15 protein-coding genes, 3 tRNA genes and 3 rRNA genes are annotated in these 17,711 nt (G+C 43.7%); 7 read left to right on the plus strand and 14 right to left on the minus strand.

The window, feature by feature from the left end; translation table 11 throughout:
- Nucleotides 1-99: 99 nt before the first annotated feature.
- The 3 genes from A7Q09_RS01680 to A7Q09_RS01690 all read right to left on the minus strand — a co-directional run bounded on the left by A7Q09_RS01680 (nucleotide 100) and on the right by A7Q09_RS01690 (nucleotide 1,129).
- Nucleotides 100-450 (minus strand): type III-B CRISPR-associated protein Cas10/Cmr2, encoded by a 351-nt coding sequence (locus A7Q09_RS01680; protein WP_134389596.1) that lies wholly within the window; start codon nucleotides 448-450, stop codon nucleotides 100-102.
- Nucleotides 451-578: 128 nt separating this feature from the next.
- Complete coding sequence (locus A7Q09_RS01685; RefSeq protein WP_134389597.1) at nucleotides 579-785, minus strand: hypothetical protein; 207 nt, start codon at nucleotides 783-785, stop codon at nucleotides 579-581.
- Nucleotides 779-1,129 carry a hypothetical protein gene (locus A7Q09_RS01690; RefSeq protein ID WP_134389598.1) on the minus strand — a complete coding sequence of 117 codons (351 nt, stop codon included), beginning with the start codon at nucleotides 1,127-1,129 and terminating at the stop codon, nucleotides 779-781. Before A7Q09_RS01690 ends, A7Q09_RS01685 begins: the two co-directional genes overlap by 7 nt.
- 10 nt (nucleotides 1,130-1,139) lie before the next feature.
- On the opposite strand from A7Q09_RS01690, the gene A7Q09_RS01695 reads away from it, so the two are divergent.
- Complete coding sequence (locus tag A7Q09_RS01695) at nucleotides 1,140-1,457, plus strand: zinc ribbon domain-containing protein (RefSeq protein ID WP_279636281.1); 318 nt, start codon at nucleotides 1,140-1,142, stop codon at nucleotides 1,455-1,457.
- Nucleotides 1,454-1,777: a hypothetical protein gene (locus tag A7Q09_RS01700; protein WP_134389600.1), complete on the plus strand. Its 324-nt coding sequence runs from the start codon at nucleotides 1,454-1,456 to the stop codon at nucleotides 1,775-1,777. Before A7Q09_RS01695 ends, A7Q09_RS01700 begins: the two co-directional genes overlap by 4 nt.
- A 28-nt stretch (nucleotides 1,778-1,805) precedes the next feature.
- On the opposite strand, the gene A7Q09_RS01705 is transcribed toward A7Q09_RS01700, so the two are convergent.
- The 9 genes from A7Q09_RS01705 to A7Q09_RS01745 all read right to left on the minus strand — a co-directional run bounded on the left by A7Q09_RS01705 (nucleotide 1,806) and on the right by A7Q09_RS01745 (nucleotide 9,965).
- Nucleotides 1,806-1,879: transfer RNA gene (locus A7Q09_RS01705), tRNA-Gln, on the minus strand.
- A 38-nt stretch (nucleotides 1,880-1,917) separates the two neighbouring features.
- Complete coding sequence (locus tag A7Q09_RS01710) at nucleotides 1,918-3,363, minus strand: NADP-dependent isocitrate dehydrogenase (RefSeq protein WP_134389601.1); 1,446 nt, start codon at nucleotides 3,361-3,363, stop codon at nucleotides 1,918-1,920.
- A gap of 65 nt (nucleotides 3,364-3,428) precedes the next feature.
- Entirely contained in the window at nucleotides 3,429-3,917 is a 489-nt protein-coding gene (locus tag A7Q09_RS01715) for a hypothetical protein (protein ID WP_134389602.1), read from the minus strand.
- 27 nt (nucleotides 3,918-3,944) lie between these two features.
- Nucleotides 3,945-4,472 carry a hypothetical protein gene (locus tag A7Q09_RS01720; RefSeq protein ID WP_134389603.1) on the minus strand — a complete coding sequence of 176 codons (528 nt, stop codon included), beginning with the start codon at nucleotides 4,470-4,472 and terminating at the stop codon, nucleotides 3,945-3,947.
- A 173-nt stretch (nucleotides 4,473-4,645) separates the two neighbouring features.
- Nucleotides 4,646-4,761 (minus strand): 5S ribosomal RNA (rrf, locus tag A7Q09_RS01725).
- Nucleotides 4,762-4,856: 95 nt separating this feature from the next.
- A 23S ribosomal RNA gene (locus A7Q09_RS01730) occupies nucleotides 4,857-7,705 on the minus strand.
- A gap of 146 nt (nucleotides 7,706-7,851) precedes the next feature.
- Nucleotides 7,852-7,925: transfer RNA gene (locus A7Q09_RS01735), tRNA-Ile, on the minus strand.
- A gap of 34 nt (nucleotides 7,926-7,959) precedes the next feature.
- Nucleotides 7,960-8,035: transfer RNA gene (locus A7Q09_RS01740), tRNA-Ala, on the minus strand.
- A 406-nt stretch (nucleotides 8,036-8,441) separates the two neighbouring features.
- Nucleotides 8,442-9,965 (minus strand): 16S ribosomal RNA (locus tag A7Q09_RS01745).
- The 16S, 23S and 5S rRNA genes sit together here with 2 tRNA genes alongside, the layout of an rRNA operon.
- 333 nt (nucleotides 9,966-10,298) lie before the next feature.
- Between A7Q09_RS01745 and A7Q09_RS01750 the strand changes: the two genes are divergently transcribed.
- The 5 genes from A7Q09_RS01750 to A7Q09_RS01770 all read left to right on the plus strand — a co-directional run bounded on the left by A7Q09_RS01750 (nucleotide 10,299) and on the right by A7Q09_RS01770 (nucleotide 15,422).
- On the plus strand, nucleotides 10,299-12,047 hold the full coding sequence (locus tag A7Q09_RS01750; RefSeq protein ID WP_134389604.1) for a glycosyltransferase family 39 protein: 1,749 nt from the start codon (nucleotides 10,299-10,301) through the stop codon (nucleotides 12,045-12,047).
- 226 nt (nucleotides 12,048-12,273) lie between these two features.
- Nucleotides 12,274-13,353, plus strand: a complete 1,080-nt coding sequence (locus A7Q09_RS01755; RefSeq protein ID WP_134389605.1) for a multicopper oxidase domain-containing protein — start codon at nucleotides 12,274-12,276, stop codon at nucleotides 13,351-13,353.
- A gap of 2 nt (nucleotides 13,354-13,355) precedes the next feature.
- Nucleotides 13,356-14,054, plus strand: coding sequence for a cytochrome c (locus tag A7Q09_RS01760; protein WP_134389606.1), 699 nt, complete (start codon nucleotides 13,356-13,358; stop codon nucleotides 14,052-14,054).
- Nucleotides 14,051-14,470: a cytochrome c gene (locus A7Q09_RS01765; RefSeq protein ID WP_208526657.1), complete on the plus strand. Its 420-nt coding sequence runs from the start codon at nucleotides 14,051-14,053 to the stop codon at nucleotides 14,468-14,470. Before A7Q09_RS01760 ends, A7Q09_RS01765 begins: the two co-directional genes overlap by 4 nt.
- Nucleotides 14,471-14,492: 22 nt before the next feature.
- The gene (locus A7Q09_RS01770; protein ID WP_134389607.1) at nucleotides 14,493-15,422 is read left to right on the plus strand and encodes a multicopper oxidase domain-containing protein; all 930 of its coding nucleotides are present in this window, start codon (nucleotides 14,493-14,495) and stop codon (nucleotides 15,420-15,422) included.
- Nucleotides 15,423-15,581: 159 nt separating this feature from the next.
- Here A7Q09_RS01770 and A7Q09_RS01775 read toward each other — a convergent pair whose 3' ends face one another.
- Both A7Q09_RS01775 and nadB read right to left on the minus strand, forming a co-directional pair.
- The gene (locus A7Q09_RS01775; RefSeq protein WP_244228453.1) at nucleotides 15,582-15,959 is read right to left on the minus strand and encodes a helix-turn-helix domain-containing protein; all 378 of its coding nucleotides are present in this window, start codon (nucleotides 15,957-15,959) and stop codon (nucleotides 15,582-15,584) included.
- 163 nt (nucleotides 15,960-16,122) lie between these two features.
- Nucleotides 16,123-17,697, minus strand: a complete 1,575-nt coding sequence (gene nadB / locus A7Q09_RS01780; protein ID WP_134389609.1) for an L-aspartate oxidase — start codon at nucleotides 17,695-17,697, stop codon at nucleotides 16,123-16,125.
- Nucleotides 17,698-17,711: the final 14 nt, after the last annotated feature.

Raw genomic sequence — 17,711 nt, forward strand, 5'->3', positions numbered from 1 at the left:
TTTTATTGGATTTCAATTGTTCTTTTCTGTTCATACATAATTATACTACACATAGCTATAATTTATCGCCTTATATCCCCATGCCTGAAGGCAGGGGCATTACGGCGATGGATGGTAAAAGAGGATCCAGCTGCCCATCCTGAGGTTCTGTGTGCGCCGCGCTGCCGCAATGAACTCTTGCACAGGACCGAGGAAGAAGACCAGAAAGGCCGGATTCGGTAGCGCATCGGCAATGGCTGTCGAAATAGAGAGGTGCTGCTCCAAGGGATGGTCTGGTTGTCGAGTATCCGCGGGAAGCACATGTATCCACATCTTCAGGCTCGTCTTTTTCGCAAGCTCCTCGTATAAAAGCCGCCAAATGTGGAAGTACAGGCGTTTCTCTTTGTCTGATTGGGCCGCTAGCTGATTCACCAAGAGCTGGAGAATGTGCTGGCCTGCTTTTTCCTGCACTTCCTCATCCAGTTGCTGCAGATTTTGAGTGGGTAGTGACACGGGTTGAGCTTGGGCCTCTGCCGATAGGGGATGAGTGAGGGTGGGAGTCACCCGGTCCCAGTAGGCCTCGGTCTTCTCAGGGAAATTCACCCGGTCAGCGGGCGAACGATAAGGTCGGTCTTCGTCGCCAGGTTTTTTTCTTCATCAGCATTGGCCGGACGCCCCAACACAATCTGCTGTAATGCTTCGGCAAGCTGGACATGGGGAGTATGAAACACCGACCGCAAGACCAGTGCCTTCCCCGGCGGGTCATGCAGAAAGGCGACGATTTTACGCGTCCACTTGGTTACCATCCCGTTACCTCCATCACAGGGCGAAATTCTTCCTTAGAACTAACTTCTTGGATGAAGTCATCAATCAAGGACAGATCCGGATAGACGGGCGGTTCTTGTCGCTCCAGCTTAAGCTTTTCGTGTTCTTCCAAAAGCTGAGCTTGGAAGAATGCCAGGACTAATGCATATTTCCTATTAGATAGACGGGTCATATGGATAAAGAGGAGAGAAGCCCGGCGATGATGACGCTCTCCTACCGAGGTCACTTTGGCTCCATTACGTAAGAACACAATGGGCAATCCAAATGCCGCCCGCTCAACCGGCTGACGCCGCTTCCGGAACTGTTGGATCTGCTGGCCTGTCAAACATAACTACATCCTAAACGGTGGGCTTCTCTGGTGCGGAAAGTGCGGGAACGAGATGGAAGGGCGCTCTGGAACCGGGGCCAGGGGTGTGAGGTATTATTACTACACTTGCAAGAACAAAGAATGCAAGTTCAAGCTGCCTGCAGATGAAATCGAGGGAGTTATCCTAACAAGAATTAGAGAGCTCTCCACCAAAAAAGACATCATGGAGAGCATCATTAGCTCCACCAACGAAAAATTGCCGAAGGAACTCCTGGAGTTGAAAGAGCAAAAAACACTCCTCCAGAAGGAGCTTACAGAAACAAGAATTTTGCCGATGGCATTATGAATAAGTGGGCATCCCTGGCAAGCGAGGACAGCAGTCTTTTCCTCAAAGAGAAACTGGATCAGTTAGGCAAAAGAAGAAAGGAGATTGAAACTGGCATCCAGGCGTTAGAAGCGACGATCAAGGAAATAGAAAAGAAGTCCGCCACTCAAGAATTAGTGATGCCTGCCTTGAATAAATTTCCGGATGTCTTTGAGCACACCCAGCCTTATCAACAGAAAGAACTCTTGAGACTTGTCTTCCATAAGACCATCCTTACCCCAGACAGCATAAAATTAGCCCTATTCGGGTCCACCAGAAATAGGACTACTTTCTTTATGTGAATCTGAGATACGCTCTCAGACACCAATCTGGCTGCCCGGCATGGACTCGAACCATGACTAAAGGCTCCAAAGACCTCTGTGCTACCATTACACCACCGGGCAATACAGCTCTATTTTTCTCTACGAGCCTGGTTGCTTCTTTATTCTCCTTGGCTACGAGAATACCCCTCCATCCCATTAAAAGTATACAATAACTCTGTTTTAGTGAATTCCAATCCGATTTTCTGGATTCGATCCAAAAGTCTAACAACATCACCATGAGAAATGGTTGAATTGTTTTCTTTATTTTTAATAAAACGGCATTGATAGGGACCAGCCAGCAAAGCTTCCTCAAAGCAAGCAGGCCATACTGACATTCCTCTATTTGCAATCGATTCCAAAATAAATGGATCAGAACAGCCTCTTAAATGGTCCGCTAATTGAGCAGGATGAAGAGGATATTCAACAAAAACATCTACTCCAACTAGCTCTTTCCTCTCTTGAGGGAGAACAATAGAAAAATTTGTTTTAGGATTTTCTTTAAATTTAGTGGAACAAAAAGGTTTTAAAACCTCCGGTTCTTTCCCTAAATTTTGGATAATTTGATCGGAAAATTCTTTTGTGCCAACTTTTTTTCTACTAACCCCTTCTCTAAAAATGTCATAGGTATGAATTCCTTCTTCAATCGTCCGAAGCCATGCATTGTATACCCTATCGGCAACAGAATTTTGTCCAATATGGACAAGCATTTGAACAGCAGCTAAAAGAAGACCTGAAGGATTTGCTACATTCTGTCCAGCTCTCCTCGGTGCAGAACCATGTATAGCTTCAAACATAGAATATCGCATTCCTATATTGGCAGAGGAACCCAGACCAACAGAACCAGCAATCTGAACAGCTACATCTGAAAGAATGTCTCCGTAGAGATTAGCAAGGACGATAACATCAAAGGATTCTGGGCTATCAGCAAGTTTAGCCGAGCCAATATCAATGATCCAATGTTCCTTTTCGATCTCGGGATATTCTTTCCCCACCCTTTCGAACACCTTATGAAACATGCCATCGGTTATCTTTAATATATTATCCTTTGTAAAACAGCTTACTTTCTTTCTCCCAAAACAACGGGCATATTCAAAAGCATAACGAATAATTCGTTCTGTTCCTTGAAAAGACAAAATCTTCAGCGCCTGATACGAATCGAGACTTTGTCTGTGTTCTATTCCACTATAAAGATCCTCTTCGTTTTCTCGAATGATTACTAAGTCAAGCTTAGGATGTTTTGTAAATACAAAGGGATGATAAGCAATGCAAGGCCGTACATTTGCAAAAAGTCCTAAGGCTTTTCTAAAAGTAACATTTAAGCTCTTAAAGCCTCCTCCCTGAGGAGTTGTAATGGGTGCCTTTAAAAAAACTTTTGTTCGTTTAAGGCTTTCCCAAGCTGCAGGATCAATTCCGGTGGGATTCCCTTGCATATAAATTTTTTGACCGATCTCAATGGTCTCGATTTCTAGCTCAGCCCCAGCCGCTAAAATCACTTTTAATGTGGCTTCCATAATTTCGGGGCCAATTCCATCTCCATAAGCTACAGTGATTGGTACTTTTTTCATTTTTTGTAGAATTTGTTAAATTAATTAATTTATTTTATTTTTTTATCCTTATTAAATGCCACATGTCAATTAGCTAGATACTTAATTACCCACCATCGAGATTGTCCACCCGTTGCAGAAGAGAGACCGACTAAAACAGGAGCAGCAATAAAAAAACCAGGACCTGTCGCTGCAGTTGCCCCATAAGCTCCTGCAACCCATATAGCTTGTCCAGCAGCCGAGCCTAATGCAGCAGTTGCACCACCTGGCAGTATCCCATAAGCCTGATATTCCAATAAGCCATCCGCCCCCATTTTTTTTGCTTTTTTAGTAATATCTTTCAGTAAAGAGGATTTTATTAATCCACTTCTTCTATCATGAATAATCCCAATAATTTTATATGGGCGAGGAGGTAATCCATCATACCAAATGTCTATTCCATTAATTTTCTGAACTGAAGCTCCTTTCCCTTTTTGTCTTCCTCCTCCTTCATAAGGTATATAATTTGTTGAGGAACAAGCCCAGAGCCACAAAAGCAAAAAAACCATTAGTGTTTTTTTTACAAGGCTCTTCATACAATCATTAGGAATTAGGATGTTTTTTTATCCTTTCTTTTTTTTCTCATTCTGAGAATGAACATATTTAAATACCCACCAGCGGGACTGTCCACTTTGCGCTCCAGAAAGTCCAGCAGATGCAGGTCCAGCATAGGGCAACCAACTTCCCATAGTAGACCCATAAGATTGAGGAAAATACATTGCATTGGTTCCAAAACCAGCAGCGGCGGCCGCTAATTGATTAGCTGCTACTGCATAAGCTTGATATTCGATAACACCATCAGCACCAATTTTCTTTGCTTTTTTCACTATATCTTTAATCAATCCAGAAGAAAAAAAACCGCTTCTTTCGTCATGAATCACCCCAATAATCTTATATTTATGGAGTGGAAGTCCATCAGACCAAACTTCTATTCCATTAACAATCCTTTTGCCTCCTCCTTTTCCTTCCTGAATGCCATCTCCATGGTATGGAAAATAATTTGTATGAACACAGCCACAAAAATAAAGAAAAACTCCAGCTATCCCCATTATTTTTGTAAGTAGAAGAAAAGAACTTTTAAGAAAACTCATCGGTCTATTTAGTCAAGCTAAAATTCGATATACCGGAAGACTCTTTGAATGAACCAGCTTTCTTTTTAACAATTAAACTCAGTCGATGAGTCAAAGTTATAAAATGAATGCAAAAAAACTCCAACACCAATTAGAAAAAAAATCCCTTACTTTATTCAAGTAAGGGATTTCATCTCTGGCAACGCCCTACTCTCACGTACCCTATCGGTACACTACCATCGGCGAAGACATGTTTCACTTCCGTGTTCGGGATGGGAACGGGTGGTTCCATGTCTCTATGGTCACCAGACCTCTTCCTTTATACACAAAGGAAGAGGTCTAATGACCATTTCGTTCTTTGAAAACTGCAGGTTAATTGAGAATAAAAGACCTAAGCACTTAGAGAACTACAAGCCAATCGGGCTATTAGTACCGCTCCGCTCCATGCATTACTGCACTTCCACGCGCGGCCTATCAACGTGGTAGTCTACCACGGCCCTAATGGGGAGATCTCATCTTGGGAATGGCTTGGCGCTTAGATGCTTTCAGCGCTTATCCTTTCCGGACATAGCTACCCGGCGCTGCGCCTGACGGCACAACCGGAACACCAGCGGTCCGTCACTCCCGGTCCTCTCGTACTAGGGAGTGAACCCCTCAGATCTCCAGCGCCCACAGTGGATAAGGACCGAACTGTCTCACGACGTTCTGAACCCAGCTCGCGTACCGCTTTAACCGGCGAACAGACGGACCCTTGGGACCTTCTCCAGCCCCAGGATGCGATGAGCCGACATCGAGGTGCCAAACCGAGCCGTCGATATGGACTCTTGGGCTCGATCAGCCTGTTATCCCCGGCGTACCTTTTGTCCGATGAGCGATGGCGATTCCACATTCAACCACCGGATCACTTGGTCCTACTTTCGTACCTGCTCGACCCGTCGGTCTCACAGTCAAGCTCCCTTCTACCCATGCGCTCGACGCACGATTGCCAACCGTGCTGAGGGAACCTTAAGAACTCCTCCGTTACTTTTTAGGAGGAGACCGCCCCAGTCAAACTGACCAGCTGCCATTGTCCCAAATCTCGATTCAGAGAGTTTGGTTAGAACTTCCGTTACGGAAGAGTGGTGTTTCATTGGCGACTCTGCTTCCTCCGAAAAGGAAGCTTCACAGTCTCCCACTTACGCTAAGCATCCATAACAGAAGTCCAGTAACAGCGTACAGTAAAGGTGCACGGGGTCTTTCCGTCCTACTGTGGGAAGGCGGCATCTTCACCGCCACTATAATTTCACTGAGCATCTCTTTGAGACAGTCGCCAACTCGTTACACGATTCGTGCAGGTCGGAACTTACCCGACAAGGAATTTCGCTACCTTAGGACCGTCATAGTTACGGCCGACATTCGCTGGGACTTGGGTTCAAAGCTTCGCCTTGAGGGCTAACTTCTCCCCTTAATCTTCCAGCATTGGTCACGTGTCACTCCCTATACGTCGTCTTCACGACTTTGCAGAGAGCTGTGTTTTTGTTAAACAGTCGGTTGGCGCTGTTCACTGCGACCTCCTTTGCAGGAGGCACCCCTTTTCCCGAAGTTACGGGGCTAATTTGCCGAGTTCCTTAAAGAGATTTCACTCACGCGCCTGAGTATACTCTACCCACCCACCTGTGTCGGTTTCCGGTACGGGCACCTTAGTCTACCCGGAAGCTTTTCTTGGCATTTCATTTGAAAGATCCCCTCAGGATTTCTCCCTCAGGTCCCCTTGCGGGACAAGGACTTTCAGCACCTCGCCTTTCTCTTGAAATGCGTCCCTTCCGGTTAAATGTCGGTGGTGCTGGAATATTAACCAGCTTGACATCGTCTACGCCCTTCGGCCTCAACTTAGTCCCCGACTAACCCTGGGAGGACGAACCTTCCCCAGGAAACCTTGGGTTTACGGCGGGCCGGATTTTCACCGGCCTTATCGTTACTCATGTCTGCATTCTCACTTCCAAACACTCCACGGTCGGTTACCCTCCCGCTTCACAGTATTTGGAACGCTCCTCTACCGTGTCTTAACGACACCCGCAGCTTCGGTATGCAGCTTAATCGCCAATCATTTTCGGCGCAAAATTTCTCGGTGAGTCAGCTATTACGCACTGTTTAAATGATGGCTGCCTCTAAGCCAACATCCTCACTGTCTAAGAAATTTCACATCCTTTCCACTTAGCTGCATTTTGGCACCTTAGCTGGCGGTCTGGGTTGTTTCCCTCTCGACGATGAAGCTTATCCCCCACCGTCTTACTCCCATGTTCCACCCTGTGGTATTCAGAGTTTGATTGGATTCGGTACCCCGGTAAGGGCCCTAGTCCATTCAGTGCTTTACCCCCACAGGTCAGCACATGAGGCTAGACCTAAATCTATTTCGAGGAGAACCAGCTATCAGGGGGTTTGATTAGTCTTTCGCTCCTACCCACAGCTCATCGGAGACGTTTTCAACCGTCACCCGTTCGGACCTCCATCACCGGTTAAGGTGACTTCATCCTGGCCATGGGTAGATCACCTCCCCTTCGGGTCTACTGCCTGCAGCTCAAACGCCCTATTCAGACTCGCTTTCGCTTCGCCTCCATCCCAAAAGGATTTAGACTTGCCACAGACAGTAACTCGCAGACTCATTAAGCAAAAGGCACGCCATCACCCTTTCGGGCTCTGACACCTTGTAGGCACATGGTTTCAGGTTCTATTTCACTCCCCTCATCGGGGTTCTTTTCACCTTTCCCTCACGGTACTGGTTCACTATCGGTCACCAGGTAGTATTTAGCCTTACGCGGTGGTCCGCGCAGATTCACGCGAAGTTTCCCGTGCATCGCGTTACTCAGGATACCACCAGGCGTTGCGCAAGCTTTAAGATACAGGCCTCTCACCTTCTATGGGGCGACTTTCCATCCGCTTCTCCTAGCTCTACAACTGCCTATATGGTGGTCCTACAACCCCAGTCAGCAAGCTGACTGGTTTGGGCTGTTCCGCTTTCGCTCGCCACTACTAACGGAATCGCTTTCGCTTTCTTTTCCTCCGCTTACTGAGATGTTTCACTTCAGCGGGTTTCGCTTATCCAGGTCTATGGATTCAACCTGGTATGGTACGACATTACTCGTACCGGGTTACCCCATTCGGAAATCCCCGGATCAAAGCGTGCTTCCCACTCCCCGAGGCTTATCGCAGGTAGCCACGTCCTTCATCGCCTCCTGGCGCCAAGGCATCCACCATGTGCCCTTACTTGCTTGTAACTCTCTTTAAGTACTCTTAAATGTTTTACTCTCAATCACCTGCAGTTTTCAAAGAACATATAGCCTTTTAAAACGCATCCTCTACCCCAATCATTAGAAAAACTTTGTCAGGAAAATCGGAATGCCTTTCTTTATCAATAACCATCTGGGCCTGACTGGGCTCGAACCAGTGACCCTGCGCTTATCAAGCGCATGCTCTGACCAACTGAGCTACAGGCCCAATGCAGTCCCGACGTTTTGGGCCAACCGCATGCTGGTGGAGGCAAGGGGATTCGAACCCCTGACCTACAGCTTGCAAAGCTGCCGCTCTCCCAGCTGAGCTATGCCCCCGATAACCTATCTGTAGGATTATCGTTTCGTTACTCCTTTTCCAAAGCATGCCATTGTGATCCATTCCGCTTTACCTAACAAAGTATTTTGTCGTTGCCTTTCTCTATCCCTCAGAAATGCCTATCCTTTGAGTATGAGATACACAACAACAAAATCATCTCACTAAGCTCAACATGGACCTTCTTCGCTTCTACTGAAACTGGATACTATTCTTAGCTGTTGGTTTTTGCTTTAAAAGGCTATGGTCGCCAGTTCAACAGAACTGAGTTGTGCAGAATCCTTATTATAAGGTTGCAGTATCATTTTTTTTACTCGCCTCCAATCTATGATTGCAAGGCAAGTAATCGACCTAAGCAACGAATATTTTCGGAATCTTACCGAATACTTTCGCTGCTTTACTCCTTAGAAAGGAGGTGATCCAGCCGCAGGTTCCCCTACGGCTACCTTGTTACGACTTCATCCCAATCACTAGCCATACCTTCGACAACCTTACGGTTGGCTTCGGGTACAACCAGCTTTCAGGATGTGACGGGCGGTGTGTACAAGGCCCGGGAACGTATTCACGGCGCCGTAGCTGATGCGCCATTACTAGCGATTCCGGCTTCACGAAGGCGAGTTGCAGCCTTCGATCTGAACTGGGCCCGGTTTTTGGGATTTGCTCCACCTCGCGGTCTTGCTTCCCTCTGTACCGGGCATTGTAACACGTGTGCAGCCCAGGCCATAAGGGCCATCCTGACTTGACGTCGTCCCCACCTTCCTCCCCGTTATACGAGGCAGTCTGTTCAGAGAGCCTTTCGGCAACTGGACATAGGGGTTGCGCTCGTTGCGGGACTTAACCCAACATCTCACGACACGAGCTGACGACAGCCATGCAGCACCTGTGCCGTTCGCCCTTGCGGGCCATTGCCTTTCGGCAACTGAACACGGCATGTCAAGGCCTGGTAAGGTTCTTCGCGTTGCATCGAATTAAGCCACATGCTCCACCGCTTGTGCGGGCCCCCGTCAATTTCTTTGAGTTTTAGCCTTGCGGCCGTACTCCTCAGGCGGTGCGTTTAACGCGTTAGCTACGGCACTGGCGGGGTCGATTCCGCCAACGCCTAACGCACACCGTTTACGGCTAGGACTACCGGGGTATCTAATCCCGTTCGCTCCCCTAGCTTTCGTGTATCAGAGTCAGGTACCGTCCAGGAAGCCGCCTTCGCCACCGGTGTTCCTCTCGATATCCACGCATTTCACCGCTACACCGAGAGTTCCGCTTCCCCCTCCGGTCCTCTAGCTAGACAGTATCGAATGCAGTTCCTTTGTTAAGCAAAGGGATTTCACATCCGACTTATCTAACCTCCTACACACCCTTTACGCCCAGTAAATCCGAGCAACGCTTGGGACCTCTGTATTACCGCGGCTGCTGGCACAGAGTTTGCCGTCCCTTCCTCTCCCTGTACAATCAAACTTCCAGCTTTATTCAAGCTGAAAGTCTTGGTCCAGGGTGACAGGAGTTTACAACCCGAAGGCCTTCATCCTCCACGCGGCGTCGCTCCATCAGGCTTTCGCCCATTGTGAAAAATTCTCGACTGCTGCCACCCGTAGGTGTCTGGGCCGTGTCTCAGTCCCAGTGTGGCTGACCACCCTCTCAGGCCAGCTACCCGTCTTAGCCTTGGTGGGCCATTACCTCACCAACTAGCTGATGGGCCGCGGGCCTCTCCTGAAGCGTAAGGCCTTTGCAGGTCCCCTACTTTGATCTTTCGATCACATGCGGAATTACCCCATCTTTCGATGGGCTATTCCCCACTTCAGGGCAAGTTCCCACGTGTTACTCACCCGTTCGCCACTGAACTTTTTCCTTGTTGCCAAGGAAAAAGCTTCGTTCGACTTGCATGTCTTATCCACGCCGCCAGCGTTCGCTCTGAGCCAGAATCAAACTCTCCGTAAAGAGAAAGATTCTTGGCTTAATGCTCTAAATTTTAGAGCAGGCCACAAAACTACTGCAAAACCTTACATAAGGTTCTGCACAACTCAATCCTGTTTTTAGGCGACCTAAAGTTATCAAAGAACAATTTTTTTATTATTTTGCTTTCTCGTAGGGAGTTTATCCTATTCACTCTCCCATTTTAGTCAATAGATTTTTTTACTATAAAAAAGAAAATTTATTTTTCATTTCAAATATAATGCTTCCTTGAGTAATTTCAAATAGCCAAATAATCTTGTTATAAGATTGTTCTCTGTTATTATTCTTCATTCTTTCTAATTATAACGCATCCAACAAATGGATTCCATCAATAGCCATTCTCATATAGAAAAAAACCAAACCCCACCCCCCTTCCATAGGACAAATCTTTTTTATCCTTCTAAACAATGGTTTTTTTTGCCACCTTTCTTCCTATTCTTCTTTGCCTTTGTTCTGCTTTCCTCCGGATCTTATTCGCTACCACTCATTGATCGGGACGAACCAAGATTTGCAGAGGCGGCAAGGGGAATGCTTCAAAAAAAAGATTTCATCGTTCCCTTCTTCAATGGGGAGTTCAGGCTGGATAAGCCACCATTAATTTATTGGTTGATGGCCTTCTTTTATCAATTGTTTGGAGTTAATGAATTCTCTGCTAGACTCCCTTCGATCCTGTCTGCTTCAATTTTAGCCACGATTCTCTATAGCATAAGCAATGGCTATTGTTCTCCCATCCGATGGGTGGCACCTATAGGTTTTATTGTCTCCGTGCAGACCCTTATTCATGGTAGATTAGCTACCGCCGATATGGTCCTGGTGCTCTTTGGAACACTTTCTCAATGGGCATTTTTAAATCTACTTAAAAAGAAGTCGCCTTTGTGGTTTTTTATTTTTTGGATTTCTCTTGCCCTCGGTTTTCTTGCTAAAGGACCTATAATTTGGTTCATAGCCTTAATTACTTATTTGCTTCACCGGTTTGTTTTCTGGAGGAAACCTCTACCTATTGCCAATATTGCTCCAATTCCAGGTTCGCTGTTGTGCCTTGCAATCGTCAGTTGCTGGGCTATCCCAGCATTGATCGAAACAAAAGGGCTTTTTTTTAAAATAGGCATTGGAGAACACATTATTCATAGAGGAATAGAAGCGTTTGATAATCGCCCGTTCATTCCTTTCTATTATTTTCTATCTTCTTTAGTAAGTCTCTATCCAAACTCCGCATTTTTTGTATTTTTTTTTGAAACCTTAAAGAAAAACTGGTCAATGGAGAATAGTTTTTTGCTTTCCTGGTTTCTGGCTCCTATTCTCATTTTTTCTTTCTATGCCACAGAGCTTCCCCATTATATCATGCCAGGCTTTCCCGCTTACTTCTTGTTAATAGCCCAAGGCATTGGCGAAGCCAAACATACCAGATTTTCTTTTCTTTTTGCTCTCTTTTTTCTTGGATTATTTACAATCCTTGCTTTAAGCCTCATATTTTTTTGCCTTTACCAAGGATGGCCTCAAGGCACCTCCCTGAAGGATATTCCAATACTTGGGGGTTTGGTCCTTCTTTTTTTATCCCTTTTTGGTTTCACACTCCTTTCGTGTATAAAAAATCGTTCCATCTCTATGCCTTTTGCCTTCATTATGGCCCTGCTGGCTGCTTTGCTTGCTTCTTCCTTCTCTTTTTTATCCAAAGACTTACGGTTTCTTTCCCTCACCATAAGACTCTCTGCTATGTTTAAAAACATGCCCGCTACATCGATAAACTGTGCCTGGGGATATACAGAGCCAAGCTTAGTTTTCTATTCGAATAGAAATTGGAGATGGGATACAGCTTTGCCAACTTCTCCTAAACCACCCTTTTTTTTGATCCAATTGGAAGAAGAAACCTCCCTTGGAAAAGGACTAATGCAGTCCTTTGAAAAGACCAAGCAGCCTCAAAAAAAACAAGAAAAAGCAATTGCATCGCCCCCCCTTTCTTTACCCTCTGCATTGAAAAATCAAGATAACCTCGGAGAAGGAAAGATAGAAGGATTAAATCTTGGAAGAATGTCGTGGTCAAAAATTTTTTATCATTATCATTATTGAACCTAGAGTGTTTCCTTTGAGAGATTCATTAAAAATGCTTAAACATAGAGAAGAGCCAAATCAACCTTGAAGATTTGTCGCCCAGTAAGATTTTTTGTTTTTTTCTAAATTTCTAAAATAAATTAAAAAATATTTCTTTGCCCATCAACTATTAGAACCAAAAAGTAACTTTCATCCTAAATTGTGCCTACTTGTTTTTCCTCTTTAAAATGATTTCTATGTACCCATGCATTTTCAGAGATCCCCATGGTTCAAGAGCGCCATTTATACATTGCAAAAACTGCTTCTCTTTCTTTTGGCTCTCCTATTGTACTTTAATGGACTTCGAGAGACTCTCCGCAGTGAATCCCGTACTTTTGAGCTCACTATAGAAGATACAATTATTACTCTAGTCAAAGATCAAAAATTCCACACTTTTGCGTTCAATGGCCAGGTTCCCGGTCCCCTTATCCATGTTAAATATGGGGATGACTTAACTATCAAAGTCACAAACCTCACTACTCTGCCACATACGATCCACTGGCATGGAATTCTTCAAACCGGCACCTGGCAAATGGATGGTGTGCCAAATACAACTCAGCCTGAAATAAAACCTGGAGACACCTTTACTTATCATTTCAAGGCTTTACCTGCAGGGACTTATTGGTATCACTGTCATGTCAATGTCAATGAACATGTATCGATGAGAGGAATGTGGGGCCCATTGATTGTCGATCCCCCCAAACCTAACCAATTAGAAAAAAAAGTGACCAAAGATTTTATATTGATGCTCAGCAGTTGGCCTTCTCACTGGGCAAGAAAACCTGGATATGGAGGCATTCCTGGAGATGTCGAAGACTATTTTACAATTAACGCTAAAAGCTATCCTGAAACCCAACCAATCAGGGTAAAAAAAGGAGATTTCATCCGTTTTAGGATTTTTGCAACAAGTGATACTGTTCATTCTCTCCACATTCACGGTCATGTGTTTTTGATTGGTTGTAAAGATGGACACTTCCTTCCAAATCCTATTGAAGCTGATACTGTCCTTATTTCTCCAGGAGAAAGATACGATCTGTTTATGTACGCAGATAATCCGGGCCGTTGGATGGTTCACGATCATGTGGATGTTCATACTACCAATGGCGGCAATCCAATGGGAGGAATCATGACCATAATCGAATACGATGAGGTCGAAAAGACTGATTCTTGGTATGAGTGGAAAGACAAAAAATTCATACCTGACTTTTTTTATGAAGAATCGATGAAAAAACCCTATGGCCTTTTCATAAATCCAGCATTTAAAGGAGAACCTGCCCCCCAATAAAAATGAAAATTGGTTACTTTTATTTTCTTTCTTTATTTTTCTATTTAGCTGCTAACCGGCTCATTGCTGACGATGGAATGCAGATACTGCAAGCTCAGTGTTCTAGCTGTCATGCCATAACCAAACCAACCGATAATTCATTGGAAAGATTATGGACAAGAAAAGGACCCGATCTTTACTATGCTGGTCTAAAATTTCAAAAAAAATGGCTGGTAAAATGGTTACAACAACCAACTATCATTCGACCAGCGGGAGAATTTTATTTTAAGCATATTAAAAAGACTCCAAACGGGGATGAAATAGATTCTTCATCTTTAAGCCCCCATCCAAAACTTTCTCCTAATGAAGCAGAATCGGTCGCTAATGCTTTAATGAGTTTAAAACCCGAAGGGCTGATTATTCCCGGCAAATTTAAAAACGAACCAGTCAATCCTTCGATTGGTGCAATGTTTTTTGGTAAATTAAGGGGTTGCTCAGCCTGTCATGCCACAAAAGAGGGTGGAGGAGGGCTGTCAGGACCAGAGCTTTATGACGCAGGTGACCGACTGCAAGGAGATTTCATTTACTCATTTATTGAAGATCCACAGAAGTTTGAACCACATATCTGGATGCCTAAGCTTGAGCTTGCAGAAGCTGATCTGCAAAGACTTTCATCTTATCTCCTGAGTCTTCATAGATCTCAACAAAAGGAGGGAAAATGAGAGGACTGGATCCAATCGATTTTTTTACCAAACAGATTCAACGCTCTCTTCTCTTTGTTCTTGTGCTGCTGTTGCCTACTTCCTTTATTCCTCCTGTGGCAAGAGCCGATGATGCTAAATGGACTAAAATAGAAAAGCTATATAACACCTATTGCGTCCAATGCCATGGCATAGAAAGAAATGGAACCGGAATTAATTCCAAATTTATGACTGTCCAACCGAGGGATCACACAGATCCGAAGGAGATGGGAAAAATTCCTGACGAAGAAATTATAAAAGCCATTACTTATGGCGGGATTTCTGTGCAAAAATCAATCCTCATGCCTGCTTGGGGTAAAGTCCTTACACAGCAAGAAATTTATGAATTAAAAGATTACTTAAGACATGTCTGTAATTGTGGAGGAGAAAGCAAATAAACCAAACCAAAAAGGAGGAGAAATGAAAAAGCGATTCATAAAACACCTAATGGCATTGCTCATAACTGTTTGCACCATTTCGATAGGAATGGCAAAAACAGTTTCAGTAACATTCCATGGAAAAGAAGCTGATGTGGTAATTGATAATAAAGGAACTAAATACTCAGCCTGGACATTTAATGGACAAGTGCCAGGGCCCTTAGTGAGAGTGACCGAAGGAGATATCGTTGATTTCACATTGATTAATGAAATAACAAACAAGAAATCTCATGCTATGGATTTTCATGCTGCTCAATTAGATGCTGCTAAGGATTTTGGCCAAATAAGGCCTGGGGAAACAAAGCATTACACCTTCAAAGCTAACTATCCGGGAGTGTTTTTCTATCATTGCGGTGCCGATCCCATGGTTCAGCATATTGCAAGAGGGATGTTTGGAGTAATTATAGTAGATCCAAAAAATCCATACGCTATGCCCAAAGCTGATAGAGAATATGTTCTTGTCCAATCAGAGATTTATTCCAATCCTGATGACGAAAAAAGTTTGATGGAGAGCAAGTGGGATTTTGTCGGATTCAATTTTTGTAAGTTTAAGTATGATCCAGTACATGATGAAAGAGCAACAACTTGGTTACAAGCAAAACCTGGAGAAAGAGTTAGAATATATTTTGTCAACGCTGGCCCTAATGAGTTTGCTTCTTTTCATCCAATCGCCGGTATTTGGGACAGGGTCTATGTGTCAGGAAATCCCAAAAATGTTCTCTATGGCCTTCAATCTTTTACTGTTGGACCAGGGGATGGAGCCATTTTTGATCTCATTTCCCCCGTAGAAGGAGCTAATGCCATAGTGACGCATTCTATGAAGGAGGCTTTGACTGGAGCTATTGCTATAATCATGTTTACAAAAGATGCCGATCCTAAAATGGGACATGGAGATCAGATCCTTGTGCGTTAAAAAAACTGTCAGACTTACTCGATTCTGTCTTTTGTGCAAAGCTTAAGCGAATAGGCAAGTGCTTTGTGGGTAACCAAAATAAGAGTTGATCTAAGTAAGAATTGCCTATGGTAGGAGTACTGCTATGACTGGATAATTATAGCTGCTAGTTAACCACAATCATGAACAGCCATTGTGAAAGGAGCAAATTTCAGTTTCTGCTTCAACAGTACTTACTTGAGTCTGATTAAATTCTATTTCTTTTTGTAATTCTTCTACACTTTTTAACACTTTCATAAATTTTTTACCAAAAGATGTTAGTTTATATTCTACTTTTGGCGGAAGAGTGGGATAAACAGTTCTTTCCACTATTCTCCATTCACAAAGCTTCTTCAAAAGATCGTTAAGAACTTTTGTCGTTATCCCCGGAATATTCTTTTTCATTTGACCTGGTCTACAGATATTCTGACAAATCAAATCCAGGACCGAAACTGTCCATTTGCACTTAAAAATGTTTTCTACCAACCGGGCAGCTTCCGAATTCCTGGTCGGTATCACAACTTCCCTTTTAGGCCGCTCGTTGTTCATCTTTTAGCAATAAGGATAAGTTTCTTTAAAAAAATTGTCAATTCTATATCATCTTCTTGCTACTTTTAATATAGGGATTATTACTTATTTTGCTTACAGATGTATTAAAAAAAAACGAAACAGCTGCTGTAATTTATAGGGAAGAAAGTGAAACGCAGGTATCTTGAACTATATCTAACTTTTTTGGATAATCCACTATCCAATGAGCTCCTCTACTCTCTTTTCTTTGCAGAGCACTTTCAATAATAACAGCTGCTACCAAGACAATATTCTTGGCTTTGACTTCAAGTAAGGATACTATTTTTTCTTTTTTTTCTTTATTTTTGAAAAAATCGATCTTCAGCTCAATTTCCTTTTTTGCCTTTTCCAGTCCAGCAACCGACCTAACAATACCAACACACTCCCACATTAATTTTCTTGTTTCCTCGATAACTATCAAGATATCACTGGCACTTTGCTCTTTTTTTTCAACCACAGGACAACACGCAAAATTCCAATCAATACGCGTTCTTAAAACATTATTTTGGCTTATTGAAGATTTTGCCGCTCTTCCAGCTACGACTATTGCTTCTAACAAAGAATTGCTCGCTAACCTATTTGCTCCATGAAAACCTGTGCAGGCCACCTCTCCTGCTGCCCATAATCCAGCAATAGAAGTCCTTCCATAAGTATCTGTAGCTACACCTCCGCACTGATAATGTGCAGCCGGAGCAATGGGCACAAGATCTTTAGACATATCAATCCCCTGGCTCAAACAATAAGAAAAAATATAAGGGAACCTTTCCTCCAACCATTCTCTTTGTTTTCCCCGAATATCCAAATAAACATAGGGAATATTTTTTTCTTTCATTTCCAAAAAAATCGCCCGACTAACAATGTCTCTGGGTGCTAGTTCTCCCCTCGGATCGGCACACTTTAAAAAATGTTCCCCGCTTTGGTTTATAATTTTTGCTCCTTCTCCTCTTACCGCCTCACTAATGAGAAATTTTTGGGAACTTTGTTGAAAAAAACACGTAGGATGAAATTGAATCATCTCCATGTTTTTCAACAAAGCTCCAGCTCGATACGCCATGGCAATTCCATCCCCTGTTGCACTCGATGGATTAGTCGTATGGAGATAAATTCCTCCGCAGCCACCAGTAGATAACAACGTATGGGGCGAAAAAAAGGCTCTAGTAATCTTTTTTGTTTTATCAAAAACATAGGCCCCAAAACAAATCTTATCGATGACAATAAGATCAATAGCCCATTGGTTTTCCCAGAGGAGAATTTGTTTCCTTTTCTTTGCTTCTTTTTTTAATGCTTCAATAATTGCCATGCCCGTATGGTCCTTAACATGATAGATCCTTCGATGAGAATGTCCCGCTTCTAATCCCAAGTCATAATTTCCTTCGGCAGTCTTTGTAAATGGAACGCCAAGGCGTATTAAGTCCGCTATCCGCATAGGTGCTTCTTCGACAAAAGATTTAACAACGTCGGCCTTGCACAATCCATCTCCAGCTTTGAGTGTATCGGAAATATGCGATTCAAATGAATCTTGTGGGGAACTTACACAAGCTATTCCTCCCTGAGCATACCAAGAGCTGGAATGAGTAAAACTGCCTTTTAGTAAGACATCCACTCTGCCAAAACGTGAAGTTTCCAGGGCAAAAAACAATCCTGCTATACCTCCTCCAATGACAAGAAAATCCGTTTCAACTCTTTCCATTATTTCTATTAAAA

Origin of the sequence: Methylacidiphilum sp. Yel, assembly GCF_004421185.1 — a bacterium.
In the GTDB taxonomy this organism is placed as follows: Bacteria; Verrucomicrobiota; Verrucomicrobiia; order Methylacidiphilales; family Methylacidiphilaceae; genus Methylacidiphilum.

What these genes read in the sequence shown, in the direction of transcription:
- A7Q09_RS01715 (WP_134389602.1), bottom strand. Translation starts at nt 3,917, where the DNA reads ATGAAGAGCCTTGTAAAAAAAACACTAATGGTTTTTTTGCTTTTGTGG.
- A7Q09_RS01765 (WP_208526657.1), top strand. Translation starts at nt 14,051, where the DNA reads ATGAGAGGACTGGATCCAATCGATTTTTTTACCAAACAGATTCAACGC.
- A7Q09_RS01710 (WP_134389601.1), bottom strand. Translation starts at nt 3,363, where the DNA reads ATGAAAAAAGTACCAATCACTGTAGCTTATGGAGATGGAATTGGCCCC.
- A7Q09_RS01700 (WP_134389600.1), top strand. Translation starts at nt 1,454, where the DNA reads ATGAATAAGTGGGCATCCCTGGCAAGCGAGGACAGCAGTCTTTTCCTC.
- A7Q09_RS01755 (WP_134389605.1), top strand. Translation starts at nt 12,274, where the DNA reads ATGCATTTTCAGAGATCCCCATGGTTCAAGAGCGCCATTTATACATTG.
- A7Q09_RS01720 (WP_134389603.1), bottom strand. Translation starts at nt 4,472, where the DNA reads ATGAGTTTTCTTAAAAGTTCTTTTCTTCTACTTACAAAAATAATGGGG.
- A7Q09_RS01770 (WP_134389607.1), top strand. Translation starts at nt 14,493, where the DNA reads ATGAAAAAGCGATTCATAAAACACCTAATGGCATTGCTCATAACTGTT.
- A7Q09_RS01760 (WP_134389606.1), top strand. Translation starts at nt 13,356, where the DNA reads ATGAAAATTGGTTACTTTTATTTTCTTTCTTTATTTTTCTATTTAGCT.
- A7Q09_RS01750 (WP_134389604.1), top strand. Translation starts at nt 10,299, where the DNA reads ATGGATTCCATCAATAGCCATTCTCATATAGAAAAAAACCAAACCCCA.
- nadB (WP_134389609.1), bottom strand. Translation starts at nt 17,697, where the DNA reads ATGGAAAGAGTTGAAACGGATTTTCTTGTCATTGGAGGAGGTATAGCA.
- A7Q09_RS01685 (WP_134389597.1), bottom strand. Translation starts at nt 785, where the DNA reads ATGGTAACCAAGTGGACGCGTAAAATCGTCGCCTTTCTGCATGACCCG.